Below are 26,179 nucleotides of genomic sequence, written 5' to 3' on the forward strand. Positions count from 1 at the left end.
TCTCTCTCCGCGCTTGGCCTGAGATCGCCGAGCATTCGCCGATCTTCCAGTAATCTCCCGTTGTTTTGTCGTGCACGTCGCCATTCCGGGGGGAAACTTGGCCCGTGATCGCACACCCTTGCGCCGCCGCACCCGCGCCATCGCGGTCTTCGTGGCGGCGCTCACCGTCACTGGGGCGGCTCTCGCCGAGCTTCCGGCCTCGGCGGCGAGCCTGCCGCAGGGGCACGACGTCTCCTCGCACCAGAAGAACGTCAACTGGTCGAGCGCGAAGGCCAGGGGCGCCCGGTTCGTCTACGTCAAGGCGACCGAGTCCACGGACTACCGCAACCCGTACTTCAGCCAGCAGTACAACGGCGCCCGCAGCGCCGGCATCATCCACGGGGCGTACCACTTCGCGCTGCCGGACAAGTCGCCGGGCAGGACGCAGGCGGCGTACTTCGTGAACCACGGCGGCAGGTGGAACCCGGACGGCTGGACGCTGCCGCCCGCGCTCGACATCGAATACAACCCGTACGACGCCAAGCACAGGTGCTACGGCATGAGCAAGGCGAGCATGGTCGGCTGGATCAAGTCGTTCAGCGGCGAGGTGAAGCGGCTCACCGGCCGCCATCCGGTGATCTACACGACCACCCACTGGTGGAACGCATGCACCGGCGGCAGCCGCGCCTTCGCCTCGAACCACGCGCTGTGGATAGCCCGTCACGACAACGCGGACAGCGGATCACTGCCGGCCGGCTGGTCGTTCTGGACCTTCTGGCAGTACGGCAACAGGGGCGGCCTGCCGGGTGACCAGAATCTCTTCAACGGGTCACAGATCCAGCTGAGGAGGTTCGCCCGGGGCTACTAGCCGGGGGTGCCGAGGGACCAGGGTGCCGCCGGGACCGGGCGGAGCGGCGACCCCCTCATCCGGACACCGTGCAGCCCACCCCAGTTCATCTTCCGTTCACTCAGGTTGCCTACGGTCAACCGACCGTTGACTTCGAACGATTGCCTGGGTAAATGGAAAACTTCTCGCTGATCCTCGCGATTGTGGTAGTAACCGCACTCGCGTTTGATTTCACGAACGGTTTCCACGACACCGCCAACGCGATGGCCACCACCATCTCGACCGGCGCGCTCAAGCCCAAGGTCGCGGTGGCCATGTCCGCCGTGCTGAACCTTGCGGGTGCCTTCCTCTCCGTGGAGGTCGCCAACACGATCTCCAAGGGTCTCGTCGACGAGACCGGCATACGTCCCGAGGTCATCTTCGCGGCGCTGGTCGGCGCGATCCTCTGGAACCTGCTGACCTGGCTCGTCGGACTTCCCTCCAGCTCCTCCCACGCCCTGATGGGCGGCCTGATCGGCGCCACCATCGCCTCGGCCGGCATGGGCGCGGTGCACGGCGACGTGCTCGTCACCAAGGTGCTCATCCCGGCGCTGGCCGCCCCGATCGTCGCGGGCGTGGCGGCGCTGCTCGCGACGCGGCTGTCGTACACCCTCGGCAAGAAGGCCGACGGCAAGGCCGCCGAGAAGGGCTACCGTGCCGGCCAGATCGCCTCCGCGGGCCTGGTCTCGCTGGCCCACGGCACCAACGACGCGCAGAAGACGATGGGCATCATCACCCTCGCCCTGGTCGCCGGCGGCGCCGTCGCCCCCAACTCCGACCCGCCCACTTGGGTCATCCTCTCCGCGGGCCTGGCGATCGCGCTCGGCACCTACATCGGAGGCTGGCGCATCATCCGCACGATGGGCAAGGGCCTGACCGAACTCCAGCCGCAGCAGGGCTTCGCCGCCCAGACCAGCGCGGCCACGGCCATCCTCGCCTCCTCGCACCTCGGCTTCTCCCTCTCCACCACCCATGTCGTCTCCGGTTCGGTGATGGGCGCGGGCCTCGGCCGCAAGGGGGGCGTGGTCCGCTGGTCGACGGCGACCCGCATGCTCGTGGCCTGGTGTCTGACGCTGCCGGCGGCGGCCCTGGTCGGTGCGGGCGCGGAGTCCGTGACGGATCTCGGTGACTGGGGCACCGCCGTCGTCGCCGTCTTCCTGATCGCCTCCAGCGCGGCCATCTGGAAGATCTCCCGGCGCGAGGTCGTCGACGCGTCGAACGTCAACGAGAGCGAGGAGCCGCCCGGCGTGGTGACCACGGCGATCGCCGCCGTGACCCCGCCCCCGGCGGGCACGGTGACCGACGACCTGACGGCCACGATCCCCGCCCCGGCCACCACGGTCGCCGTCCCCGACCCGGCGACCCCGCCGGCCGCGGCCGTCTGAGCCCGCCCACCCGGCACGAAGGAAGAGAAGCAGCATGAAGATCGACTGGGCGGCCCTGGGCTCCGTCTTCGGCGTCAGCCTCGCGGTCACGGTGGGCCTCGTGGCCCTGTTCACCCTCGGCATCATGGGCCTGTCGCGCCGCGAGCGGGCCGTGGCGCAGGGCAACTCGGCGACCCTCGCGGTCACCGGCGCGTATGTCTGCTTCGCGGCCTGCGCGGCGGCGGTGGCGTACGGAATCAGTCTGATCATGACCAAGGCCTGAGGCGGCGGGCGAACCGCCGGACCCACGACCTGACGCGGGGCGGGAAAGCACCGGGCGTGCTTTCCCGCCCCGCTTTTCTGCATGCCCGATCAGACGACACCGGATCGACACGTGTCGGACCGCGAGTTCGGTCAGAACTGGCTTTCCGACACATGTCTGATTGCGTACAGCGAAGCCCGTGTGGATCGCCTTTGGTGTCGCCGCCTCGACCGCGCTCACCGCGGTCGGCGTCGCTCTCGGCCGCTTTCTCCGCGGCCCCCGCGGTGGCAGTGACGAGTGAGGCCGAGCCTCACGACGCGACGTACCGCCTCCGGGCCGTAGCCCCACCACGCTCCCCCCGCCAGGGCCACCGCCACCGCCACGAGCCCCCAGACGATCAGCTTGTCCCGGGTGCCGTCGGCCAGGAGTGAACTCGCCGCCCCTGCAACGCTCGCCACCGGACCGCACACCACGCAGAAGCCCGCGAGAACAACGCCATCGGTGTGCCGCACCCCCCGCCCACCACTGTCGGCGCCAGTCCCCATCGAGCTCCCCCTCCCAGGCCGGTCACGTCCACATTTCGTTGCCCAACCCCTGGGATCTCAGCCCTGTGAGGAACAACTGCCACGGCCTGCGCGCGAGATGGACGCGTGCCTCTCCTGCCGACTGCTTCGTGCCGCGGACCAGCACCCCCTCCGCGACGGCGGCGACCGCCACGCAGGTGTCCCCGTTCAACGAATGGCTGCTGATGCGCCACGCACTTGCGGACGGGCCCCCGTCGACCACGCAGACCTCCCAGAGTCGAGGGCTGATGCCCCGGAGGTGTCCATCGCGCCCGAAAACCGTAGCGTCGCCGCCCTCGACCGCGCAGGCCCCCCGAGGAACGGGACGCAAACGCCCCGCACCGCTCACCCTGCCGCTCCCCGAATTCTCCTTTTCAGTCTGGAGATGCCGGATTCGGTCGACCAGAGCGCCAACCGGCCCTCGTGTGGGCATCAGCACACTCCTCCGTCCCAGGTCAACAGCAAGTTGACTGCCCTTCCAGGCCGTGGTGGACTGCCGAGGCCATGTACGGCGGCAAGAGAGGAAGCCGGTGAAAGTCCGGCGCGGTCCCGCCACTGTCACCGGGGTAGTAAGCCCCGGGAGCCAGGAACTCTCACCGTCGGTCTCGTCGAACCAGGGCGCGGACACCCTGAGTGAGGACATATCGCCATGTGCGGCTGCCTGTTGAACTTCAACGCCCCGGTTCTGCCCGACCCCACGGCCGGCTGAGCCGATGCGTGCCGATCGCGTCTTCGCGTACGGCGCCGCCGCCGGCCTCCTCGGTGACCTCCTGCTCGGCGATCCGCGCCACGGGCATCCGGTCGCCGTGTTCGGACGGGCCGCGGGGGCCGTGGAACGGGTGTTGTGGCGGGACCACCGCGGGTGGGGCGCGCTGCACACCGCCGCGTGCGCCGGGAGCGCCATCGCGCTCGGTGCCGTGGCGCAGAAGGCCGTACGCCCCTCCCGTACCGCGTCCCTCGCGCTGACCGCCGCCGCCACCTGGGCCGTCGTCGGGGGGACTTCGCTCGCGCGGGAGGCCCGTGTCATCGGGCGTGCGCTGGAGGCCGGGGACATTGAGGGCGCCCGGGCCAGGCTGCCGCATCTGTGCGGGCGGGATCCGCAGGCCCTGGACGCCGACGGGATGGCGCGGGCCGTGGTGGAGTCCGTCGCCGAGAACACGTCCGACGCCGTGGTGGGGGCGCTGGTCTGGGGGGCCGTCGGCGGGGTGCCGGGGCTGCTCGGATTCCGGGCCGTCAACACCCTCGACGCCATGGTCGGGCACAAGTCGGTCAAGTACCGGCGGTACGGGTGGGCTTCGGCTCGGCTGGACGACGTGGCGGGGTGGCCGGGGGCGCGTCTGACCGCTGCGCTCGCGACCGTCGCAGGGGGCGACCCCCGCGGGGCCGTGCGCGCCTGGCGTGCCGACGCCGGGAAGCACCCGAGCCCCAACGCCGGGCCCGTGGAGGCGTCGTTCGCGGGAGCGCTGGGGGTGCGGCTGGGCGGGACGTTGTCGTACGGGGGGCGGGTCGAGCATCGGCCTGTGCTGAACGGGGAGGGGCGGGCCGTGGAGGTCGGGGACATCGAGCGGGCCGTGCGGTTGTCGCGGCGGGTGGGGTGGCTGGCGTTGGGGGTGAGTGCGGCTGGGTCGGTGTTGCGAGGCCGGGTCGCGCGGCGCCCGGCGGTGGGGGCCGTGCCCACCCTCCCCCACTCTCGGCTTCGCTCGAGCGGGGGGACCCCCATCGCCCTGCGGAACGACTGCCCACAGCGGTCGCGGAGCGGTGCCGCACAGCGGTCGGCCGGCGAGCGGCCGGGGTGGGTGTCATGAGCGGCGGGGGGCTTCTCGTCGCCGGTACCACCTCCGACGCCGGTAAGAGTGTTGTCACCGCCGGGATCTGTCGTTGGCTGGTGCGGCAGGGGGTCAAGGTCGCGCCGTTCAAGGCGCAGAACATGTCCCTCAACTCGTTCGTGACGCGTGAGGGCGCCGAGATCGGGCGGGCGCAGGCCATGCAGGCGCAGGCCTGCCGGGTCGAGCCGACCGCGCTGATGAACCCCGTGCTGCTCAAGCCCGGTGGCGAGCAGAGCAGTCAGGTCGTGCTGATGGGCAAGCCCGTCGGCGAGCTGAGTGCGCGGGGCTATCACGGTGGACGCCAGCAGCAACTTCTGGGGACGGTGCTCGACTGTCTCGCCGAGTTGCGGGGCACGTATGACGCCGTGATCTGTGAGGGTGCGGGTTCTCCCGCCGAGATCAACCTGCGCCGGACCGACATCGTGAACATGGGGATCGCCCGCAACGCACGGCTTCCCGTGGTCGTGGTCGGTGACATCGACCGTGGCGGGGTCTTCGCCTCCTTCTTCGGGACCGTCGCCCTGCTCTCGTCCGAGGACCAGGAGCTCGTCGCCGGATTCCTCGTCAACAAGTTCCGCGGGGACGTCAGCCTCCTGGAGCCCGGGCTGGACATGCTGCACGGGCTCACCGGGCGGCGGACGTACGGCGTGCTCCCCTTCCAACACGGCCTCGGCATCGACGAGGAGGACGGGCTGCGGGTCTCGCTGCGGGGGACGGTCCGGGAGTCGAACGTCGCGCCGCCCGTAGGCGAGGACGTGCTGCGGGTCGCCGTCTGCGCGATCCCGCTCATGTCCAACTTCACCGACGTGGACGCGCTGGCCGCCGAACCGGGTGTGGTGGTGCGGTTCGTGGACCGGCCGGAGGAGCTCGCCGACGCCGACCTCGTCGTCGTTCCGGGGACCCGGGGGACGGTGAAGGCCCTGGAATGGCTGCGGGAGAGAGGACTTGCGGACGCCCTTGTCCGCAGGGCCGCCGAGCAACGGCCCGTCCTCGGCATCTGCGGCGGCTTCCAGGTCCTCGGCGAGCACATCGAGGACGAGGTCGAGAGCCGGCGCGGGCATGTGGACGCGCTCGGAGTGCTGCCCGTGCGGGTGCGGTTCGCCCGTGAGAAGACCCTCACCCGACCGGTGGGGGAAGCCCTCGGCGAGCACGTCGAGGGGTACGAGATCCATCACGGGGTCGCCTCGATAACCGCCGGGGATGCCTTCCTGGACGGTTGCCGGGTCGGGCAGACCTGGGGCACGCACTGGCACGGTTCGCTGGAGTCGGACGGCTTCCGGCGGGCCTTTCTGCGCGAGGTGGCGGCCGCCGCGGGCCGTCGTTTCGTGCCGGCGCCCGACACCTCCTTCGCCGCGCTGCGCGAGGAGCAGCTCGACCGGCTCGGCGACCTGATCGAACAACACGCGGACACGGACGCGCTGTGGCGGCTCATCGAGTCGGGCGCGCCGCAAGGACTGCCTTTCATTCCACCGGGAGCGCCCGCATGAGCACAGTGTTGTTGTTGTCGACCGCCGACACGGATCTGTTGGCGGCCCGGGCCGCGTCCGGTGCCGGCTACCGGATCGGCAATCCCACCCGGGTGGATGTGACCGAGGAGCTGCCCGCCCTCCTCGACGGCGCCGACCTCGCCGTCGTACGGCTGCTGGGCGGAAAACGGGCCTGGGAGGACGGGCTCGCCGCGCTCAGGGCGTCCGGGATCCCGACCGTGCTGCTCGGCGGGGAGGCCGTCCCCGACGCGGAGCTGATGGCCGAGTCGTCCGTGCCCGCCGGTGTCGTGGCGGAGGCGCTCAGGTACCTCGTCGAGGGCGGGCCCGCCAACCTCACCGAGCTCGCCCGGTTCCTGTCCGACACCGTGCTGCTGACCGGCGAGGGCTTCGTCGAGCCGCAGAAGATGCCCGAGTACGGGGTGCACGGCGAGCGCCCGTTCGTGGACGGCCGACCGACCGTCGGTGTGCTCTTCTACCGGGCCCACGAGCTGAGCGGCAACACGGCCTTCGTGGACACCCTGTGCGACGCGATCGAGGCCAAGGGCTCCAACGCCCTTGCCGTGTACTGCGGTTCGCTGCGCGGCGCGGACGCCGGGCTGTACGAGATCCTCGGCCGGACCGACGCCCTGGTCGCCACCGTCCTCGCCGCCGGCGGCACCCACGCCTCACAGGCGTCGGCCGGTGGTGACGAGGAGGCGTGGGACATCGGCGCGCTCGCCGACCTGGACGTGCCTGTCCTTCAGGGCCTCTGCCTGACGTCGTCCCGTGAGGCCTGGGCCGAGTCGGACGCCGCGCTGTCCCCCATGGACGCGGCGATGCAGGTCGCGATCCCCGAGTTCGACGGGCGGCTCATCACCGTCCCGTTCTCCTTCAAGGAGCAGGGCCCCGACGACGTGCCCGTGTACGTCGCCGACCCGGAGCGGGCTGCCCGGGTGGCCGGAATCGCCGTACGGCACGCGCTGCTGAAGCACAAGGCGAACGCGGACAAGAAGCTGGCGCTCGTCTTCACCGCCTACCCGACCAAGCACTCCCGGGTGGGCAACGCGGTCGGCCTCGACACGCCCGCGTCGGCGGTGCGGGTCCTGGACGCGCTGAAGAGCGCCGGGTACTCGCTCACCGAATACCCCGCGGGCGGCGACGAGCTGATCCACCGGCTCATCGCGGCCGGCGGTCACGACGTGGAGTGGCTGACCGAGGAGCAGCTGGCCGCCGCGCCCGCGCGCGTGCCCCTCGCCGACTACCGGGCGTGGTTCGACAAGCTCGACCCGGAGCTCAGGGACGCGATGCTGGAGGCGTGGGGGGAGCCGCCGGGCAACCTGTACGTCGACGGGGAGGACATCGTTCTCGCCTCCCTCCAGTTCGGGAACGTCGTCGTGATGATCCAGCCGCCGCGCGGCTTCGGCGAGAATCCCATCGCGATCTACCACGACCCCGACATGCCGCCCTCGCACCACTACATGGCGGCCTACCGGTGGCTCGACAACACTTTCGGCGCCGACGCGATCGTCCACATGGGCAAGCACGGCACGATGGAGTGGCTGCCCGGCAAGGGACTCGGGCTCGGCGGCGGATGCGCGCCGGACGCCGTGCTCGGCGAACTGCCGCTGATCTACCCCTTCATCGTCAACGACCCCGGCGAGGGCACCCAGGCCAAGCGGCGCGGGCACGCCACGGTCGTCGACCACCTCGTACCGCCGATGGCCCGCGCCGACACCTACGGCGACCTGGCCAAGCTGGAGCAGCTGCTCGACGAGTACGCGCTCGTCTCCGACCTGGACCCGACCAAGGCGCCTGCCGTACGGGCCCAGATCTGGACGCTGGTCAAGGCGGCCGAGCTCCACCACGACCTGCATGTGGACGAGCAGCCGGACGAGGACGACTTCGACTCGTTCGTCATGCATATCGACGGCTATCTGTGCGAGATCAAGGACGTGCAGATCCGCGACGGTCTGCACATCCTGGGCGGCGGGCCGGTCGGCGAGCCGCGCGTGAACCTCGTGCTCGCCGTGCTGCGCGCCTCGCAGGTCTGGGGCGGGCAGGCGAACGCGCTGCCGGGGCTCCGGGCTTCCCTCGCGGCCCATTTCGGCCTCAGCGAGAAGGAGTTGCTGGCCGAGCCGGGTGCGCCCGTGAAGGTTCCGGTCGAGCTGAGCGATCTCGTCGAGGGCCCCTCGCGTACCGCCGCCGACGCCATCGACCTGCTGGAGCAGTTGTGCCGGCGGATGGCGGAGGGCATGGAGGCGCGGGACTGGGACGTCACGATCGCTCCGGCTCTGGTACGTGGCGTGCTCGGCACCGAACTCCCGGACGCCGTCGCGGTGTTGGAGTTCGCCTGCACCGAGGTGGTGCCCCGGCTGGCCCGTACGACGGACGAGATCGGCCACATCCTCAAGGCGCTGAACGGCGGTTACGTCCCGGCCGGTCCGTCCGGCTCCCCCACCCGCGGTCTGGTGAACGTCCTTCCGACCGGCCGCAACTTCTACTCGGTCGACCCCAAGGCCATTCCGTCCAGGCTGAGCTGGGAGGTCGGGCAGTCCCTTGCGGACTCCCTGGTGCAGCGGTATCTGCAGGACACCGGCGAGTACCCGAAGTCCGTCGGTCTGACGGTCTGGGGCACGTCCGCGATGCGCACCCAGGGCGACGACATCGCCGAGATCCTGGCGCTGCTGGGCTGCCGGCCGGTGTGGGACGACGCCTCGCGCCGGGTGACGGGCTTCGAGGTGGTCCCTCTCGACGAGCTGGGCCGGCCACGCATCGACGTCACCGTCCGTATCTCCGGGTTCTTCCGGGACGCGTTCCCGCACGTCGTCGGGCTGATCGACGACGCCGTCCGCAGGGTCGCCGAACTGGCCGAGCCCGCCGAGCAGAACTTCGTGCGCGCTCACGCCGACGAGGACACGGCACAGCACGGCGACCGGCGGCGCGCGACCTCCCGGATCTTCGGCTCCAAGCCGGGCGCGTACGGCGCCGGTCTGCTGCCGCTGATCGACGCCCGGAACTGGCGCTCCGACGCCGACCTCGCCGAGGTGTACGCCGTCTGGGGCGGTTACGCCTACGGGCGCGGGCTCGACGGACGGGCCGCGCGCGGGGACATGGAGACCGCGTTCAAGCGGATCGCCGTGGCCGCGAAGAACGTCGACACCCGCGAGCACGACCTCGTCGACGCCGACGACTACTTCCAGTACCACGGCGGCATGGTCGCCATGGTGCGGCACCTGACGGGCGAGAGCCCCGAGGCGTACGTCGGCGACTCCGCCACCCCCGACCAGGTGAAGACGCGAACGCTCGGCGAGGAGACGCACCGCGTCTTCCGCGCGCGTGTCGTCAACCCGCGCTGGATGGCCGCCATGCGGCGGCACGGCTACAAGGGCGCCTTCGAGATGGCGGCGACCGTCGACTACCTCTTCGGCTACGACGCCACGGCCGGCGTCGTGGACGACTGGATGTACGAGAAGCTCAGCGCCGAGTACGTCTTCGCCCCGGAGAACCGGGAGTTCATGAAGCAGTCCAACCCGTGGGCGCTGCGCGGGATCACCGAGCGGCTGCTGGAGGCCGCCGACCGCGGACTGTGGGCCGAGCCGGACGCGGAGACGCTGGAGCGGCTGCGCGCCACGTACCTGGAGCTGGAAGGCGACTTGGAGGGCGACCAGTGACCACCCCCTTCCCCTTTACGGCCGTCGTCGGCCAGGACGACCTGCGGCTCGCGCTGCTGCTGAACGCCGTGTCCCCGGCGGTCGGCGGTGTGCTGGTGCGCGGCGAGAAGGGCACCGCCAAGTCGACGGCCGTGCGGGCGCTCTCGGCGCTGCTGCCGGAGGTGGCCGTCGTCCCCGGGTGCCGTTTCTCCTGCGACCCCGCGGCGCCGGACCCGTCCTGCCCGGACGGACCGCACGAGGCCGGGCCCGGTGCACAACGGCCCGCGCGGATGGTCGAGCTGCCGGTGGGTGCGTCCGAGGACCGCCTCGTCGGCGCGCTCGACATCGAGCGGGCGCTCGCCGAGGGCGTCAAGGCCTTCGAGCCCGGCCTGCTCGCCGACGCACACCGCGGGATCCTCTACGTCGACGAGGTCAACCTTCTTCATGACCATCTCGTCGACCTGCTGCTGGACGCGGCCGCGATGGGGGCGTCGTACGTCGAGCGCGAGGGCGTCTCCGTACGCCATGCCGCGCGTTTCCTGCTCGTCGGCACGATGAACCCCGAAGAGGGTGAGCTGCGGCCGCAGTTGCTCGACCGGTTCGGGCTGACCGTCGAGGTCGCGGCCTCGCGGGAGCCGGACCAGCGGGTGGAGGTCGTACGGCGGCGGCTCGCCTACGACGACGACCCGGCCGGTTTCGCCGCCCGTTGGGCGGCCGAAGAAGCGGCGGTACGTCAACGGATCGTCGCGGCACGGGAGTTGTTGCCGTCGGTGCGGCTCGGCGACGGGCCGCTGCGGCAGATCGCGGCGACCTGCGCCGCCTTCGAGGTGGACGGCATGCGGGCCGACATCGTGATGGCGCGTACGGCCACCGCGCTCGCGGCCTGGGCCGGGCGGACGGACGTGCTCGCCGAGGACGTGCGGCAGGCGGCGCTGCTCGCGCTGCCGCACCGCAGGCGCCGTAACCCCTTCGACGCACCGGGGCTCGACGAGGACAAGCTCGACGAGACGCTGGAGGAGTTCTCCGGCGACGACGATCCCGACCCGGATCCCGACGGCGGTGGACCGGGCGGTGGCGGGCAGCCGCCCTCCGAGCCGGACGGTCCGCAGGGCGGTGACACCGAGGCGCGGCCCGAGGCCGGGGAGGGCGGGCAGCCGCAGGCCTCGGGTGCCGCCGAGCAGTCCGCCGTACGAGCCTCGGAGCCTTTCCGTACGAAGGTGCTGAGCGTGCCCGGGATCGGTGAGGGCGCCGCGGGGCGCCGTTCGCGGGCGCGGACCGAGCATGGGCGGACCACGGGGGCCAGGCGGCCCCGGGGCGCGCTCACCAAGCTGCACCTGGCGGCGACCGTGCAGGCCGCTGCGCCGCATCAGAGGGCGCGGGGGCGGTCGGGGCCCGGGCTGGTCGTGCGGCGGGACGATCTGCGGCAGGCGGCCCGGGAGGGGCGCGAGGGGAACCTCGTGCTGTTCGTGGTGGACGCCTCGGGGTCGATGGCGGCCCGGCAGCGGATGAGCGCCGTCAAGGGGGCCGTGCTGTCGCTGCTGCTGGACGCGTACCAGCGGCGGGACAAGGTGGGGCTGGTGACGTTCCGGGGGTCTGCCGCGGATGTCGCGCTGCCGCCGACCTCGTCCGTGGACGCCGCGGCCGTACGGCTGGAGTCGCTGCCGACGGGTGGGCGGACGCCGCTCGCGGCGGGGCTGCTGAAGGCGCACGACGTGCTGCGGGTCGAGCGGCTGCGGGATCCCGCGCGGCGGGCGCTGCTCGTGGTGGTGACAGACGGACGGGCCACCGGTGGTCCGGAGCCCGTGGCGCTCGCCGGGCGGGCCGCCCGGCTGTTCGCGGCCGAGGGGGTCGCCTCCGTGGTCGTCGACTGCGAGTCGGGGCCGGTGCGGCTGGGGCTCGCCGGACAGCTCGCGGGTGAGCTCGCAGGGACGGCGGTGACGCTCGACGAGTTGCGGGCGGACTCGATCGCCGGGCTGGTCAGGGAAGTTCAGGGCAACAGGAGGGCCGCGTAATGCCGCAGGGGCAGCCGAGTGTCGTACCGGACGACGGTCTGACCACCCGTCAGCGCCGTAACCGTCCACTGGTCGTCGTGCACACCGGTATCGGGAAGGGCAAGTCCACCGCCGCCTTCGGGCTGGCGCTGCGGGCCTGGAACCAGGGGTGGCCCATCGGGGTGTTCCAGTTCGTCAAGTCGGCGAAGTGGAAGGTCGGCGAGGAGAACGCGCTGCGGGTGCTCGGCGCCTGTGGCGAGGGCGGGACCGTCGACTGGCACAAGATGGGCGAGGGCTGGTCCTGGGTGCAGCGGGATCAGCAGATGGACAACGAGGAGAAGGCCCGGGAGGGCTGGGAGCAGGTCAAGCGGGACCTCGCGGCCGAGACGTACCAGCTGTACGTGCTCGACGAGTTCGCGTACCCGATGCACTGGGGGTGGGTGGACACCGACGAGGTCGTCGACGTGCTGCGGAACCGGCCCGGGACCCAGCATGTCGTGATCACCGGGCGGAACGCGCCCGAGAAGCTCGTCGACTTCGCCGATCTCGTGACCGACATGTCCAAGGTCAAGCATCCGATGGACGCGGGGCAGAAGGGGCAGAGGGGCATCGAGTGGTGATGTCGTCGTGAGTTCCTCCCTGTCCTCCGTCCCCCGGTTGGTCATCGCCGCGCCGGCCTCCGGCAGCGGCAAGACCACCGTCGCCACGGGGCTGATGGCCGCGTTCGCCGCGCGGGGGCTTGCCGTGTCCCCGCACAAGGTCGGGCCGGACTACATCGATCCCGGGTATCACGCGCTCGCCACCGGGCGGGTGGGGCGAAACCTCGACGCGTACCTGTGCGGGCCGGAGCTGGTCGGGCCGTTGTTCCTGCACGGGGCTCGCGGGTGCGACCTCGCCGTCGTCGAGGGTGTGATGGGGATGTTCGACGGGGCCGCGGGGGAGGGTGAACTGGCGTCCACCGCTCATGTGGCGAAGCTGCTGCGGGCGCCGGTGGTGCTGGTGGTCGACGCGTCGTCGCAGTCCCGGTCCGTGGCGGCGCTGGTGCATGGGTTCGCGTCCTGGGATCCGGAGGTGCGGGTCGGGGGGGTGATCCTGAACAAGGTCGCTTCGGATCGGCATGAGGAGCTGTTGCGGGAGGCGTTGGAGTCGGCCGGGGTGCCTGTGCTGGGGGTGCTGCGGCGGGTTGCGCAGGTGGACACGCCTTCCCGGCACCTGGGGTTGGTGCCTGTCGCCGAGCGGCGGGGGGACGCCGTCGATGCCGTTGCGGCGATGGCCGCGCAGGTAGCGGCGGGGTGTGATCTCGAAGGGTTGCTGGGGCTGGCGCGGAGTGCGGGGGCGTTGTCGTGTGCGGCCTGGGATGCGGCTGAGGTCCTGGATTCCTCGCCCCAGGCGGACGGCTCGAAGGTGAGAGTTGCCGTTGCCGGTGGGGCCGCCTTCACCTTCTCCTACGCCGAGCACAGTGAACTGCTCGCTGCCGCAGGGGCCGAAGCAGTCCCGTTCGATCCGCTCCGTGATGAGCAACTGCCCCACGGGACAAGGGGGTTGGTCATCGGGGGCGGGTTTCCCGAAGTGTACGCGAGTGAACTGTCTGCCAACGAACCGTTGCGCAAGGCCGTCGGTGCGCTCGCGGAGAGCGGTGCTCCCGTGGCCGCCGAGTGTGCCGGGCTGCTGTATCTGTGCCGGGAGCTCGACGGGCAGCCGATGTGCGGGGTGCTCGACGCGCGGGCGCGGATGAGCGGGCGGCTCACCCTCGGGTACCGGGACGCCGTGGCCGTCAGCGACAGTGTGCTGGCGCCCGCCGGTACCCGGATGCAGGGGCACGAGTTCCATCGGACGGTCGTCGAACCGGGGGCGGGGGCGGCTCCCGCGTGGGGCGTGCGCGCCCCTGTGCCGCGGGTCGAAGGTTTCGTACAACAAGGTGTGCACGCCAGTTATCTGCACACGCACTGGGCGTCCGAGCCCGGTGTCGCCCGTCGGTTCGTGGAGAGGTGCCGGACGTCATGAGCAGCAGCGACAGCAGTAGGTTGATCGGGGTCGGGGTGGGGCCGGGTGATCCCGAGCTGGTGACCGTCAAGGGGGTCAATGCCCTGCGGGCCGCCGATGTTGTCGTCGTGCCCGTCATGGACACCTTGGAGCGGGGGCGGGCAGAGGCCACCGTGCTGCACTACGTGCCCGCGGAGAAGGTCGTTCGCGTGGTCTTCGCGCTCAACGAGCGCAGTGATCGCGGGCGGCGGGAGGCTGCCTGGGACGCGGCCGGGGAGCGGGTCGCGCAGTTGCTGCGGGACCGGGGTGTCGTCGCGTTCGCCACCATCGGTGATCCCAACGTGTACTCGACGTTCACCTACCTCGCGCAGACCATCGCCGAACTGGTGCCGGGGACCGAGGTCGAGACCGTGCCCGGGATCACCGCCATGCAGGATCTCGCGGCGCGCTCGGGTGCCGTGCTCACCGAGGGCACCGAGCCGCTCACCCTCGTGCCCGTCACCGCCGGTTCCGCCGTGCTGAAGGATGCTCTCGGCGGGCCCGGCACCGTCGTGGCCTACAAGTTCGGGCGGCAGGCCGGCGAGGTCGCCGAGGCGTTGCGCGAGACCGGGCGGATCGACGATGCCGTGTGGGGCTCCGCGCTCGGGCTGGAGTCGGAGTCCATCCGGCCGGCGTCCGAGCTCGACGGCGAGCCACTCCCCTACCTGTCCACGCTCATCGCGCCCGCGCCGCGCGACGGCGGGCGGGGCGGCAAGCTGTGACCGGCGCCGGCTCACGCGGCCAGGCCCACCACCAGCCAGATGAACGCCGCCCCCGCCACCGTGCACAGCAGCGTCGAGCGGGCGGGGTGTTCGTGGTGCGCCTCGGGAAGGATCTCGGCGGCGGCGAGGTACAGGAGTACGCCGCCGAAGAGGCCGAGGTAGCCGCCGAGCAGGCCCTCCGGGATGGTGACGAAGGCCGTCGAGGCCGCGCCGGCCACCGGGGCCACCGCGTCCGCGAACAGCATGATCAGGGCCTTGCGGCGGGCGTTTCCGTACAGGCTGGTGATCGTGTACGTGTTGAAGCCGTCCGCGAAGTCGTGGGCGACGACGGCCAGCGCGACCGCCGCGCCCATTCCGCCGCCCACCTGGAAGGCCGCGCCGATCGCCACGCCGTCCATCGCGCTGTGACCGACCATCGCGGCGGCCGCCGTCAGACCCACCTCGGGCACACGGCCGTTGCTCTCCTCCCCTCCGTGGGAGGCCTGGCGGGCGGCCAGCAGGCGTTCCACCAGATGGGCCAGCAGGAATCCGGCCACGAACAGGAGCAGGGCCGCCGGTACGCCGAAGACCTCTTCGCCCGCCGCCTTGAGCGCCTCCGGCAGCAGGTCCAGGCCGACGACACCGAGCATCAGTCCGCCGGCCAGGCCCAGAACCAGGTGGCGGCGGTCGGTCACACGCTGTGCCGTCCAGCCGCCGGCCAGCGTCATCAGGAACGCGCCGAGCGCGACGAAGACCGCCATACGCCCTTGCTATCCGATCAGCCCCCGTTCACGCACGTCCGACGGCAACAACCACACCACTCGTAAGACCAGTCTTTGCTAGAGAGGACCGAACCCATGGCCGATGCCCCCACCGGCAAGGTGACCTTCGTCGGTGCCGGCCCCGGCGCCGCCGACCTGTTGACGTTCCGTGCCGCGCGCGCCATCGCCGAGGCCGACGTCGTGATCTGGGCCGCGAGCCTGGTGCAGGCGGAGGTCCTCGAGCACGCGCGCGAGGAAGCGGAGGTCCTCGACTCGGCGACGATGTCGCTGGAGGACGTCGTCGCCGTCTACGAGCGGGCGCGGGCGGACGGGCTGCGCGTCGCTCGTATCCACTCCGGTGATCCCGCCCTGTGGGGCGGTACGCAGGAGCAGCTGGACCGGTGTGCGCGGATCGGCATCGAGACCGAGGTCGTGCCCGGTGTCTCCGCCTTTTCCGCCGTCGCGGCGCTCGCGCAGCGCGAGTTGACCATTCCGGAGGTCGCTCAGTCCGTCGTCCTGACCCGGCTCGGCGGCGGCAAGACGCCGATGCCGCCCGGCGAGGAGGTGCGGGAGTTCGCCAGGCACGGCACCACCATGGCGATCTTCCTGTCCGCCGCCCGCAGCGGGCAGCTGGTGCGGGAGCTGCTGGAGGGCGGCTATCCGACGTCCACGCCGGTCGTCGTCGCCTACCAGGCGACCTGGCCGGAGGAGCTGGTGGTGCGCTGCACGATCGGGACGCTGGAGGAGACGGTCAAGGAGCACAAGTTCTGGAAGCACACCCTCTTCCTGGTCGGTCCGGCACTGGACGCCGAGGGCACGCGCTCGCACCTGTACCACCCCGGCCACTTCCACGGCTACCGCAAGGCCGACCCGGAGGCCCGCCGGGCCCTGCGCACGCGGGGTGCCAGTACGTGATCACGGTCGTCGGTACGGGGACGGGCGCGCCGGTCCCCCTCGAAGCGGTGGCGGGGGCCGAGCTCGTCGTGGGCGGGCGCCGGCACCTGGACGCCGTACGGCTGCCGGAGACCGCCGAGCGGATCGTCCTCGGGCCGCTGGCGCCCGCCCTGGACGTCATGGAGGAGTACGTCGGCAAGGACCGGCGCGTGGTCGTGCTGGCCTCGGGCGACCCCGGGTTCTTCGGGATCGTGCGGGCCCTGGCCGAGCGGTTCGGTGCGGGGCGTCTGGACGTACGGCCCGGTGTCTCGTCCGTCGCCACCGCCTTCGCGCGGCTGGGCCTGACCTGGGACGACGCGGTCGTCGTCAGTGCGCACGGGCGGGATCCGCGGACGGCCGTCAACGTGTGCCGGGCGCACCCGAAGGTGGCTGTGCTGACCGGGCCCGGTGCCGGTCCGGCGGAACTGGGCGCCGCGCTCGCCCGCACCGTGCCCGGCCGGGTCCTCGTCGTCGCCTCCGCGCTCGGCTCCGGCGAGGAGCACCTGGAGCGGGTCTCCCCCGCCGAGGCCGCGGACCGCGACTGGGGTACGGCGGTGAGTGTCGTCCTGTGCCTGGACGAGACACGGGCGCTCGGTCCCGCACGCACGCTGGCGGGAGCGGCCGTACGCCCCTCCCGATGGGCGCTGGACGAGGGCGGGTTCACGCACCGCGACTCGATGATCACCAAGTTCGAGGTACGGGCCCTGGCCCTGGCCCGGCTCGGGCCGCGCCCCGGCGACCTGGTCTGGGACGTCGGCTCCGGCTCGGGGTCCGTCGCCGTGGAGTGCGCGCTGCTGGGCGCCGCGGTCAGCGCGGTCGAGAAGGCGCCGGACGGGGTGGAGCGGATCCGCGCCAACGCCGGTGCGCACGGCGTGGACCTGCATGTGGTGCACGGTACGGCGCCGGACGCCTTGGACGGACTCGACGATCCCGACGCCGTGTTCGTCGGCGGCGGGGGGCGCGAGCTGCCCGGGATCGTCGGCGCGTGCGCGCGGCGGGCCCGGCGGACGGTCGTGGTCGCCGTGGCCGCGCTGGACCGGGTGCCCGCGGTGCGCACCGCGCTCACCGGCGCCGGGTTCGACTGCGACGGGGTGCTGTTGCAGTCCTCGCGGCTGGCACCCCTGCCGGGGGACGTGACCCGGCTGGCGGCGACCAATCCGGTTTTCCTGCTGTGGGGGACCAGAACCCCCGTTTCTCGTGAAGGAGTTGCCCTGTGATCGGCCTCATTTCCGCCACCGCGGCGGGGGCGGCGGCGCGCGACCGGCTGGCCGCGGCGTGGCCGGACCGCACGCGCGTGTACGAGGGCCCCGTCGGGGACGCCGTACGCGCCGCGTTCGCCGAGTGCGAGCAGCTCGTGTGCTTCCTGGCGACGGGGGCGGTGGTTCGGCTCGTGGCGCCCCTGCTGGGGGACAAGAAGAGCGACCCCGGTGTGGTGTGCGTCGACGAGGGCGGGCGGTTCGCCGTGTCGCTGGTGGGCGGGCACGGGGGCGGTGCGAATGAACTCGCCGAGCAGGTGGGCGAGTTGTTGGGTGCCGCGCCCGTGGTGACCACGGCGACGGACGCGGTCGGCATCCCCGGCCTGGACACGCTCGGCCTCCCGGTGGAGGGCGACGTGGCCGGTGTGACGCGGGCGCTGCTGGACGGCGAGCCGGTCGCGCTGGACGCCGAAGTGGCGTGGCCGTTGCCACCAGTGCCGTTCGCCCCGCGGGGCCGGCACACCGTCCGGCTCACGGACCGTGCGGTCGAACCCGTCGACGGGGAGGTGCTGCTCCGCCCGCCGTCCCTCGTCGTCGGTGTCGGTGCGTCCAAGGGTGCCCCGGTCGAGGAGGTGCTCGGGCTGGTCGAGGGGGCGTTGCGGGACGCCGGACTGTCTGCTCGTAGCATCGCCGAGCTCGCCACCGTGGACGCCAAGCGGGACGAGCCCGGCATCGTCGAGGCGGCCGCCCGGCTCGGGGTGCCCGTGGTGACGTACTCCGCCGCGGAGCTGGCGAAGGTCGAGGTCCCGAACCCCTCCGACGCGCCGCTCACCGCCGTGGGCACTCCGTCCGTCGCCGAGGCATCAGCGCTCGCCCGGGGCGGGGAACTCCTGGTCCCCAAGCGGAAGTCGGCACGCGCCGACGGGCACGCCTCGATGGCGACCTGTGCCGTCGTACGGCGGGCGGCGCGCGGGCGGCTCGCGGTGGTCGGGCTCGGTCCCGGTGCCCGCGATCTGCTCACCCCGCGGGCCACCGCCGAACTGCGGCGCGCGTCGGTGCTCGTCGGGCTCGACCAGTACGTCGACCAGATCCGCGATCTGCTGCGACCCGGTACCCGGATCCTGGAGTCGGGGCTCGGCGCCGAGGAGGAGCGGGCGCGCACCGCGGTGGCCGAGGCCCGGAAGGGGCAGGCCGTCGCGCTGATCGGCAGCGGAGACGCCGGCGTGTACGCCATGGCCTCCCCCGCGCTCGCCGAGGCCTCCGACGACATCGACGTGACCGGCGTGCCGGGCGTCACCGCCGCGCTCGCGGCCGGGGCGATCCTGGGCGCGCCGCTCGGCCACGACCACGTGTCCATCAGCCTCTCCGACCTGCACACACCGTGGGAGGTCATCGAGCGGCGGGTGCGCGCGGCGGCCGAGGCGGACATCGTGGTGACCTTCTACAACCCCCGGTCCCGGGGCCGGGACTGGCAGCTGCCGAAGGCGCTCGCGATCCTCGCGGAACACCGGGAGCCGGCGACGCCGGTCGGTGTCGTACGGAACGCGTCACGGCCGGACGAATCCAGCCGGCTGACGGACCTCGCCTCGCTCGACCCGGCGACGGTCGACATGATGACGGTCGTGACGGTGGGCAACACGGCGACCCGTGAGATCGCGGGGCGCATGGTGACGCCGCGCGGCTACCGCTGGCAGGAGGCCGCATCATGAGCGACTCCGTCGTGGGGCCCGTGAACCGTGTGGTCCATCCGATCGAGGAGGAGTCCTACCGGCGGCTGCGTTCGCGTCTGGACACCTCGCATCTCCCGCCGCTGACCCGGGCGGTGGTGGAGCGGGTCGTCCACTCCGCCGCCGACCTCGACTACGCGACCGATCTCGTCATGGACGAGGGCGCCCTCGAAAAGGCGTATGCCGCCCTGCACGGCGGGGCGCCCGTCGTCGTGGACGTGGAGATGGTCGCGGCCGGGATCACCCGGCGCGAGACGGTGTGCCGGCTCAGGGACGCCGTGGCCGGTCCCGGACTGACCCGTTCGGCGCACGCGATACGGCTCGCCCACGAGCAGGTCGGCCCGGGTGCCCTCTGGGTGATCGGCAACGCGCCGACCGCCCTGGAGGAGCTGCTGACCCTGGACGCCTCCCCCGCGCTCGTCATCGGCCTGCCCGTCGGCTTCGTCGGCGCGGTCGAGTCCAAGGCCGCGTTGCGCGAGAGCGGGCTGCCCGCGGTGAGCAACGTGTCCGAGAAGGGCGGCTCGGCGGTCGCGTCGGCCGCGCTCAACGCCCTGCTGTACCACCCCACTCAGTACTCCGAGGAGAAATCGTGACCACCCCGCCGCCCGCCCTGCTCATCGCCGGTCATGGCACCCGGGACGAGGCCGGAGCCGAGGCGTTCCGCGACTTCGTACGGCAGTTGGGGGACCGCCACCCCGACCTGCCCGTCGCGGGCGGCTTCATCGAGCTGTCGCCGCCGCCGCTCGGCGAGGCGGTCGCCGAACTCGTGGAGCAGGGCGTACGGCGGTTCGCCGCCGTACCGCTGATGCTGGTGTCCGCCGGGCACGCCAAGGGCGACATCCCGGCGGCGCTGTCCCGCGAGAAGGAGCGCCACCCGGGGATCTCCTACACGTACGGGCGTCCGCTGGGCCCGCACCCCTCACTGTTGTCGGTCCTGGAGCGGCGGCTGGACGAGGCGCTCGGCGAGACCGTGCGGACGCCTCAGGACCGGGCCGACGTGACCGTGCTGCTGGTGGGGCGCGGGTCGACGGACCCCGACGCCAACGCCGAGGTGTACAAGGCGGCGCGGCTGCTGTGGGAGGGCCGCGGGTACGCGGCCGTCGAGACGGCGTTCGTGTCGCTGGCGGCGCCGGACGTGCCCAGCGGCCTGGACCGGTGCGTGAAGCTGGGCGCGCGCCGGATCGTCGTCCTCCCCTATTTCCTGTTCACCGGCATCCTGCCGGACCGGGTACGGCAGCAGACCGAGGGCTGGGCGGCCGCGCACCCGGAGGTCGAGGTGCGCTCCGCGGACGTCATCGGCCCGGAGCCGGAGCTCCTCGACCTGGTGATGGAGCGGTACGAGGAGGCCGTCAAGGGCGATCTGCGCATGAACTGCGACTCGTGCGTGTACCGGATCGCGCTGCCGGGCTTCGAGGACAAGGTGGGGCTGCCGCAGCAGCCGCACTTCCACCCGGACGACGACGGCCACCATCACCACCACGGTCACCACCACGGCGGACACGCCCATGCGCACTGAGCACGATCTCCGTCACCACGGTGACGCCGAGGTGCGCGGCGACGGCTCCGCCCTGGTCGACCTGGCGGTGAACGTCCGTGCGGACACACCGCCCACCTGGCTGCGCGAGCGCATCGCGGGTTCGCTCGGCTCCCTCGCGGCCTATCCGGACGGACGGGCCGCGCGGGCGGCGGTGGCGGCGCGGCACGGCCTGCCGGTGGAGCGGGTGCTGCTGACGGCGGGCGCGGCCGAGGCCTTCGTGCTGCTCGCCCGCGCCCTGAAGGTACGTCGACCGGTCGTCGTCCACCCGCAGTTCACGGAGCCGGAGGCGGCGCTGCGGGACGCGGGCCACACGGTGGACCGGGTGCTGCTGCGCGAGGAGGACGGCTTCCGGCTGGACCCGGCGGCGGTACCGGAGGACGCGGACCTGGTGGTGATCGGCAACCCGACGAACCCGACCTCCGTCCTGCACCCCGCCGCGACCATCACCCAACTCGCCCGTCCTGGGCGGACGTTGGTCGTCGACGAGGCGTTCATGGACGCCGTGCCGGGTGAGCGGGAGGCACTGGCCGGGCGGACGGACGTGCCGGGGCTCGTGGTCCTGCGCAGCCTCACCAAGACCTGGGGGCTGGCCGGCCTCCGGATCGGCTACGTCCTCGCCGCCCCCGGGACGATCGCCGAACTGGAGCGCGCCCAGCCCCTGTGGCCGGTGTCCACGCCCGCGCTGACCGCCGCCGAGGTCTGCATGGGTCCGCAGGCCCTGGCGGAGGCGGCGCACGCGGCGCACCGCATCGCCGCCGACCGCGCCCATCTGATCGCCGGGCTCAGCGAGTTCGCCTCGGACGGACTCCGGATGGCGGAGCCCGCCGAGGGCCCCTTCGTCCTCGTACGGCTGCCCCGGGCGACCGCGGTGCGCGGACATCTGCGGGACCTTGGATTCGCGGTGCGGCGCGGAGACACGTTCCCGGGACTGGACGAGGAGTGGCTGCGCCTGGCGGTCCGCGACCGCCCGACGGTCAACAGCTTCCTACAGGCACTGGACCGCGCCCTGACACTGGCGTCGTCGCCGGGTCGCTGATAGCCGCGGGCCGGGGAGCGCCCTCAAGGGGCGCGGGGCTGTATCGATATGCGGCTCCGCCGCGTGGGCGCGACCAGCCCCCACTGCGCCGCAGCCGAAACACGACCCTCCCCGCACCCCCGGCGGAGCGCTCAGCTCCGGCCCCGCCGCGCCAGCGCCACCGCTCCGCCGCCCGCCACGACCAGGGCGATCGCCCCGCCCGCGAGGTACGGCGTCATGGAGCTGCCGCCGGTCTCGGCGAGCCCGGACTCCCCGCCCTGCGCCTTGGTGCCGCCCGTGCCGCCGGTACCGCCGGAGCCGCCCGCGGGGTCGGTGCCGCCCGCACCCGACGGCTGCGCCCCCGACGGCGCCTCGCAGGTCGCCTTCGCCAGGGTGAGGGTGCCCTCGACCTCTGCCACGTTCAGCTTCAACGGGTTGACGGATACCTTGAGTTCGAGGGCGCTGGCGGCCGCGGTACGCGAGGTGGTCTCCGTCTTCGACAGGTCGAGGCGCACCTCGCCGATGCCGGCCGCCTTGACCTCCGTGGTGCCGCCGGTCGTCAGGGTGACCTTCTTGCCCAGGACGGTCACCGAGCCGCCCAGGTTCGCGGAGGCGACGGGCTTCTTCCCGGTCTCGCAGACCGCCTTCGAGGTGACCTGGTCGAGCTCGATGAGGGACAGCAGCGGCAGGCCGGGGACGTGGACGCTCGCGTGGGCGAGGTTCGTGTACCCCTCGGCCCGGGCGGAGTTGACGCTCGCCGCGGACTTCGCCGTCTCGGCATCCAGCACGTTGAAGGCCCTGCCGCCGTTCACGCCGTCCAGCCTGGCGGTCAGCGCCGTCTTCTCGGCGCTCCGGGGAGCCTCGACCTGGTTGAGCGAGACCGCGAGGGGGACGTTCACGGTCTTGTTGAGCAGGGACACGTCGAGCCCGGTGCGCAGGATGACGGCGCTCGCCCGGCCCTGGTCTCCGGTCGCGTGCGCGGCGCCCGCGCCGGCCAGCGCCACGGGACCGGCGGCGAGGGCCGTGGCCGTCGCGACGGTGGCGAGACGGCGTGCGGGCATGCGGAAGTTCTTGCCGTTCAAGGTGGGGACCCCTCAGAGGATTCTTGCTCGGGACGCGTCAAGAATCGCGCACCCGGGGTGCGCTGAGGGCATTCCGGCGCCACTTCACCCCATCGTGTGTTCGCCGTGAACGTTTTCGAATCACCAGGCACAGGCGTTCCACTCTTTCACCGCCGTATCGCCGTGTGCCCGCGCCGGCCGTCGTCGGCTAGCCGACGACGTGTCCGTTCACCACTACCCGCCGGGGGGCCTCCAGTACACGTACGTCGGCCCGTGGATCGCTCTCGTACACCACGAGGTCGGCCGGGGCCCCCTCCTCGAGACCGGGGCGGCCGAGCCACTTCCGCGCGCCCCACGTGGTCGCGGACAGCGCCTCGACGGGCGGGATGCCGGCGGTGACCAGCTCCGCCACCTCGCCCGCCACCAGTCCGTGCGCGAGGTGGCCGCCGGCGTCGGTGCCGACGTAGACCGGGATGCCGGCGTCGTAGGCGCCCCGCACGGTGTCGTAGCGGCGTTCGTGGAGCCGGCGCATATGGGCCGACCACTGCGGGAACCTGGCCTCGCCGCCGGCGGCGAGCTGCGGGAAGGTCGCGATGTTGACGAGGGTCGGGACGATCGCGACGCCACGCGAGGCGAAGAGGGGGATCAGCTCGTCGGTGAGGCCCGTTGCGTGCTCGATGCAGTCGATGCCGGCCTCGACCAGGTCCCGGAGGGAGTTCTCGGCGAAGCAGTGCGCGGTGACGCGGGCGCCCAGGCGGTGGGCCTCGGCGATGGCCGTCGCCACGGCCTCCCGCGGCCAGCTGGGGGCCAGGTCGCCGAGGTCGCGGTCGATCCAGTCGCCGACCAGCTTCACCCATCCGTCGCCGCGGCGGGCCTCCTGGGCGACGTACGCGGTCAGCTCGTCCGGCTCGATCTCCCAGGCGTAGCCACGCATGTAGCGGCGGGTGCGGGCGATGTGGCGGCCGGCCCTGATGATCTTCGGGAGGTCCTCGCGGTCGTCGACCCAGCGGGTGTCCGAGGGGGACCCGGCGTCGCGGATGAGCAGGGTGCCGGCGTCGCGGTCGGTGAGCGCCTGCTTCTCCGCCGTGTCCTGGTCCACCGGGCCGTGCGGGCCGAGGCCGACGTGGCAGTGCGCGTCGACGAGACCGGGAAGGGTCCAGCCCTCGACGGTACGGATGTCGCGGGCGCCGGCGGGACGGTCGTACGAGACCCGCCCGCCGACGACCCACAGCTCGTCCCGGACGTCATCGGGTCCGACCAGGACCCTGCCCTTCACATGCAGCACCGTGCGATCGCTCATGGGCCTCAGCCTAGGACGACGGGCAGTCCCTGCCCGATCCGGTCCAGCAGTCGGCCGCCGTGCACGCTCGGGGCGTCGAAGCCGCGCGGGTCGTCCTCGCCGTCCGCGCGCACCACCTCGGGGACCAGGACCGAGGCCGGGTCCACGTCCTGGGCGAGATCGGGGTACGGGGGTGCGACGACGGCTCCGGGCAGGGTGCCGCCGACCGGGTCGGGGCTGAACTCGCCGGACAGGACGGTCAGGGCGACGGTCTCTTCCCAACCGTGTTCCACGTGCGCCGTGTTCATGGCCGAACCCCCGCACACGGCACTGTCAGTCGGCGCCACCCACCTGGTCCGAGATCTCCTCCTCCACCTGGGCCATGGCCGGGTCGAGCAGCCGGGACAGGAAGTGGCGGGTGCGTTCGTGGGTGGGGGCGCCGATGACCTGGCCGGGGGTGCCGTCCTCGACGATGATGCCGCCGTCCATGAAGACGACCCGGTCGGCGACCTCCCGGGCGAAGGTCATCTCGTGGGTGACGACCATCATGGTCATGCCCTCGTCGGCGAGCATGCGCATCACGGCCAGTACGTCCCCCACCAGCTCGGGGTCGAGCGCCGACGTCGGCTCGTCGAACAGCATCACCTCGGGGCCCATCGACAGCGAGCGCGCGATCGCCACGCGCTGCTGCTGGCCGCCGGAGAGGGAGGCGGGGTAGGCGTCCGCCTTCTCCGACAGCCCCACCCGCTCCAGGTTCTCGGCGGCCACCTGCGCCGCCTTCGCCTTGTCCCGTCGGAGCACCCGGCGCTGCGGCAGCGTGAGGTTCTCGGTCACCGTGAGGTGCGGGAAGAGGTTGAACTGCTGGAAGACCATGCCGATACGGCGGCGTACGGCGTCGATGTCGACATCGGGGTCGGTGAGCTCGGTGCCGCCCACGAAGACCTGGCCCTTGGTGGGCTCCTCCAGCAGGTTCACACAGCGCAGCAGGGTCGACTTGCCCGAGCCGGACGGCCCGATGACGCAGACGACCTCGCCCTGGCCGATCTCCAGGTCGATGCCGCGCAGCACCTCGTTGTCGCCGAAGGACTTGTGCAGACCGCGTACTTCGATTTCCGGACGGCTCATTTGACGGCCTCCTGGGCCTTCGCCTCCATACGGCGTACGACGAAGCCGAGCGGGATCGTGATCAGCAGGTAGCACAGGCCCGCGACCAGGATCGGCGTGGAGTTGGCGGTCGTACTGGCCAGGTCACGGCCGTACTTGGACAGTTCGCGCTCCTCCAGGGTGACGCCGAGGAACAGGACGAGCGAGGAGTCCTTGAAGAGGAGGACGAGCTCGTTGGTCAGCGGCGGGAGGATGATGCGGAACGCCTGCGGGATGATGATCGAGATCATGGCGCGGGCCGGTGAGAAGCCCAGCGAGCGGGCCGCCTCCAGCTGGCCCTTGGGCACCGCCTGGATGCCCGCGCGGATCGTCTCGGCCATGTAGGCGGCGGCCACCAGGCCGAGCGCGAGCGCCACCTTGCCGTAGGTGCCGCCGACGATCTCCGTGCCCGGGAAGGCCAGCGGGACGGCCACCCCGATGAAGATGAAGATCAGCAGGGCGGGCAGACCGCGGAAGATCTCGATGTAGATGCCGGCCAGCCAGCGGTACGGGCCCACGGACGACAGCCGCATCAGCGCGATCACCATGCCGAGCGCCAGTCCGACGACGAAGCCGGACAGCGTGTACAGCACGGTGTTCTTCAGCGCCAGCGTGATGACGTCCGGGAACATCTGCCGGGCGATGCTGCCCTGCGCGAACTGGTTCTTCAGCCGCCCCCAGTCGGCCGAGACCGCGAACGCGATCACGGCGGCGACGAAGACGGCGTACTGGGCGCCGCGTGACAGGCTGCGCCTCTGACTGCGGGTCAGGCCCTTTTTCCTGGGCCGGAGTTGTACGTCGGTGTCGGAGGTCATGG

The 26,179-nt window shown here is 72.3% G+C and carries 23 protein-coding genes and 1 riboswitch; of the genes, 16 read left to right on the plus strand and 7 right to left on the minus strand.

Going from position 1 to position 26,179, the window contains the following annotated elements; all coding sequences use genetic code 11:
* The first annotated feature begins 97 nt into the window (after positions 1–97).
* The 3 genes from LJ657_RS36460 (at position 98) to LJ657_RS36470 (ending at position 2,512) form a co-directional block, all read left to right on the plus strand.
* Complete coding sequence (locus LJ657_RS36460; protein ID WP_232653213.1) at positions 98–847, plus strand: lysozyme; 750 nt, start codon at positions 98–100, stop codon at positions 845–847.
* Between the two features lie 152 nt (positions 848–999).
* Complete coding sequence (locus LJ657_RS36465; RefSeq protein WP_232653214.1) at positions 1,000–2,250, plus strand: inorganic phosphate transporter; 1,251 nt, start codon at positions 1,000–1,002, stop codon at positions 2,248–2,250.
* A 34-nt stretch (positions 2,251–2,284) separates the two neighbouring features.
* Positions 2,285–2,512, plus strand: a complete 228-nt coding sequence (locus tag LJ657_RS36470) for a hypothetical protein (protein ID WP_232653215.1) — start codon at positions 2,285–2,287, stop codon at positions 2,510–2,512.
* A 546-nt stretch (positions 2,513–3,058) separates the two neighbouring features.
* Here LJ657_RS36470 and LJ657_RS49165 read toward each other — a convergent pair.
* Positions 3,059–3,487, minus strand: a complete 429-nt coding sequence (locus LJ657_RS49165) for a DUF397 domain-containing protein (protein ID WP_372488021.1) — start codon at positions 3,485–3,487, stop codon at positions 3,059–3,061.
* Positions 3,488–3,527: 40 nt separating this feature from the next.
* Positions 3,528–3,666, plus strand: a riboswitch (cobalamin riboswitch).
* A gap of 101 nt (positions 3,667–3,767) precedes the next feature.
* Here LJ657_RS49165 and LJ657_RS36475 point away from each other — a divergent pair.
* The 7 genes from LJ657_RS36475 to cobI are packed head-to-tail and all read left to right on the plus strand — an operon-like array spanning position 3,768 to position 14,731.
* Positions 3,768–4,859 carry a cobalamin biosynthesis protein gene (locus LJ657_RS36475; RefSeq protein WP_232653216.1) on the plus strand — a complete coding sequence of 364 codons (1,092 nt, stop codon included), beginning with the start codon at positions 3,768–3,770 and terminating at the stop codon, positions 4,857–4,859.
* Complete coding sequence (locus LJ657_RS36480) at positions 4,856–6,367, plus strand: cobyric acid synthase (RefSeq protein WP_232653217.1); 1,512 nt, start codon at positions 4,856–4,858, stop codon at positions 6,365–6,367. The genes LJ657_RS36475 and LJ657_RS36480 overlap by 4 nt, the downstream gene beginning before the upstream one ends.
* Entirely contained in the window at positions 6,364–10,017 is a 3,654-nt protein-coding gene (cobN, locus tag LJ657_RS36485) for a cobaltochelatase subunit CobN (RefSeq protein WP_232653218.1), read from the plus strand. The genes LJ657_RS36480 and cobN overlap by 4 nt, the downstream gene beginning before the upstream one ends.
* Positions 10,014–12,008, plus strand: coding sequence for a putative cobaltochelatase (locus LJ657_RS36490; protein ID WP_232653219.1), 1,995 nt, complete (start codon positions 10,014–10,016; stop codon positions 12,006–12,008). Before cobN ends, LJ657_RS36490 begins: the two co-directional genes overlap by 4 nt.
* Positions 12,008–12,607, plus strand: coding sequence for a cob(I)yrinic acid a,c-diamide adenosyltransferase (gene cobO, locus LJ657_RS36495; RefSeq protein ID WP_232653220.1), 600 nt, complete (start codon positions 12,008–12,010; stop codon positions 12,605–12,607). Before LJ657_RS36490 ends, cobO begins: the two co-directional genes overlap by 1 nt.
* 7 nt (positions 12,608–12,614) lie before the next feature.
* On the plus strand, positions 12,615–13,991 hold the full coding sequence (locus LJ657_RS36500) for a cobyrinic acid a,c-diamide synthase CobB (protein ID WP_232653221.1): 1,377 nt from the start codon (positions 12,615–12,617) through the stop codon (positions 13,989–13,991).
* A complete protein-coding gene (cobI, locus tag LJ657_RS36505) occupies positions 13,976–14,731 on the plus strand; it encodes a precorrin-2 C(20)-methyltransferase (protein ID WP_232653222.1) in 756 nt (251 codons plus the stop codon). Before LJ657_RS36500 ends, cobI begins: the two co-directional genes overlap by 16 nt.
* An 11-nt stretch (positions 14,732–14,742) precedes the next feature.
* Here cobI and LJ657_RS36510 read toward each other — a convergent pair whose 3' ends face one another.
* Positions 14,743–15,471, minus strand: coding sequence for a ZIP family metal transporter (locus LJ657_RS36510; protein ID WP_232653223.1), 729 nt, complete (start codon positions 15,469–15,471; stop codon positions 14,743–14,745).
* 96 nt (positions 15,472–15,567) lie between these two features.
* Between LJ657_RS36510 and cobM the strand changes: the two genes are divergently transcribed.
* Genes cobM through cobC form a run of 6 tightly spaced genes read left to right on the plus strand, consistent with a single transcriptional unit; the run spans position 15,568 to position 21,900 of the window.
* Positions 15,568–16,386: a precorrin-4 C(11)-methyltransferase gene (gene cobM / locus LJ657_RS36515; RefSeq protein WP_232653224.1), complete on the plus strand. Its 819-nt coding sequence runs from the start codon at positions 15,568–15,570 to the stop codon at positions 16,384–16,386.
* The gene (gene cbiE / locus LJ657_RS36520) at positions 16,383–17,621 is read left to right on the plus strand and encodes a precorrin-6y C5,15-methyltransferase (decarboxylating) subunit CbiE (RefSeq protein WP_232653225.1); all 1,239 of its coding nucleotides are present in this window, start codon (positions 16,383–16,385) and stop codon (positions 17,619–17,621) included. Before cobM ends, cbiE begins: the two co-directional genes overlap by 4 nt.
* Entirely contained in the window at positions 17,618–19,309 is a 1,692-nt protein-coding gene (gene cobJ, locus LJ657_RS36525) for a precorrin-3B C(17)-methyltransferase (protein WP_232653226.1), read from the plus strand. Before cbiE ends, cobJ begins: the two co-directional genes overlap by 4 nt.
* A 20-nt stretch (positions 19,310–19,329) precedes the next feature.
* The gene (locus tag LJ657_RS36530) at positions 19,330–19,920 is read left to right on the plus strand and encodes a precorrin-8X methylmutase (RefSeq protein WP_232653281.1); all 591 of its coding nucleotides are present in this window, start codon (positions 19,330–19,332) and stop codon (positions 19,918–19,920) included.
* The gene (locus LJ657_RS36535; RefSeq protein WP_232653227.1) at positions 19,917–20,843 is read left to right on the plus strand and encodes a sirohydrochlorin chelatase; all 927 of its coding nucleotides are present in this window, start codon (positions 19,917–19,919) and stop codon (positions 20,841–20,843) included. Before LJ657_RS36530 ends, LJ657_RS36535 begins: the two co-directional genes overlap by 4 nt.
* Positions 20,833–21,900, plus strand: coding sequence for an Rv2231c family histidinol phosphate aminotransferase CobC (gene cobC / locus LJ657_RS36540; protein WP_232653228.1), 1,068 nt, complete (start codon positions 20,833–20,835; stop codon positions 21,898–21,900). Before LJ657_RS36535 ends, cobC begins: the two co-directional genes overlap by 11 nt.
* Before the next feature lie 131 nt (positions 21,901–22,031).
* Here cobC and LJ657_RS36545 read toward each other — a convergent pair whose 3' ends face one another.
* The 5 genes from LJ657_RS36545 to LJ657_RS36565 form a co-directional block, all read right to left on the minus strand.
* Positions 22,032–22,961, minus strand: coding sequence for an SCO1860 family LAETG-anchored protein (locus LJ657_RS36545; protein ID WP_232653229.1), 930 nt, complete (start codon positions 22,959–22,961; stop codon positions 22,032–22,034).
* 187 nt (positions 22,962–23,148) lie between these two features.
* Entirely contained in the window at positions 23,149–24,240 is a 1,092-nt protein-coding gene (locus LJ657_RS36550) for an amidohydrolase family protein (protein WP_232653230.1), read from the minus strand.
* Between the two features lie 5 nt (positions 24,241–24,245).
* Positions 24,246–24,527, minus strand: coding sequence for a hypothetical protein (locus LJ657_RS36555; protein WP_232653231.1), 282 nt, complete (start codon positions 24,525–24,527; stop codon positions 24,246–24,248).
* Positions 24,528–24,552: 25 nt separating this feature from the next.
* Entirely contained in the window at positions 24,553–25,344 is a 792-nt protein-coding gene (locus LJ657_RS36560; protein WP_232653232.1) for an amino acid ABC transporter ATP-binding protein, read from the minus strand.
* Entirely contained in the window at positions 25,341–26,177 is an 837-nt protein-coding gene (locus LJ657_RS36565) for an amino acid ABC transporter permease (protein ID WP_232653233.1), read from the minus strand. The genes LJ657_RS36560 and LJ657_RS36565 overlap by 4 nt, the downstream gene beginning before the upstream one ends.
* Positions 26,178–26,179: the final 2 nt, after the last annotated feature.

Origin of the sequence: Streptomyces guryensis, assembly GCF_021261325.1 — a bacterium.
Lineage (GTDB): Bacteria > Actinomycetota > Actinomycetes > Streptomycetales > Streptomycetaceae > Streptomyces > Streptomyces guryensis.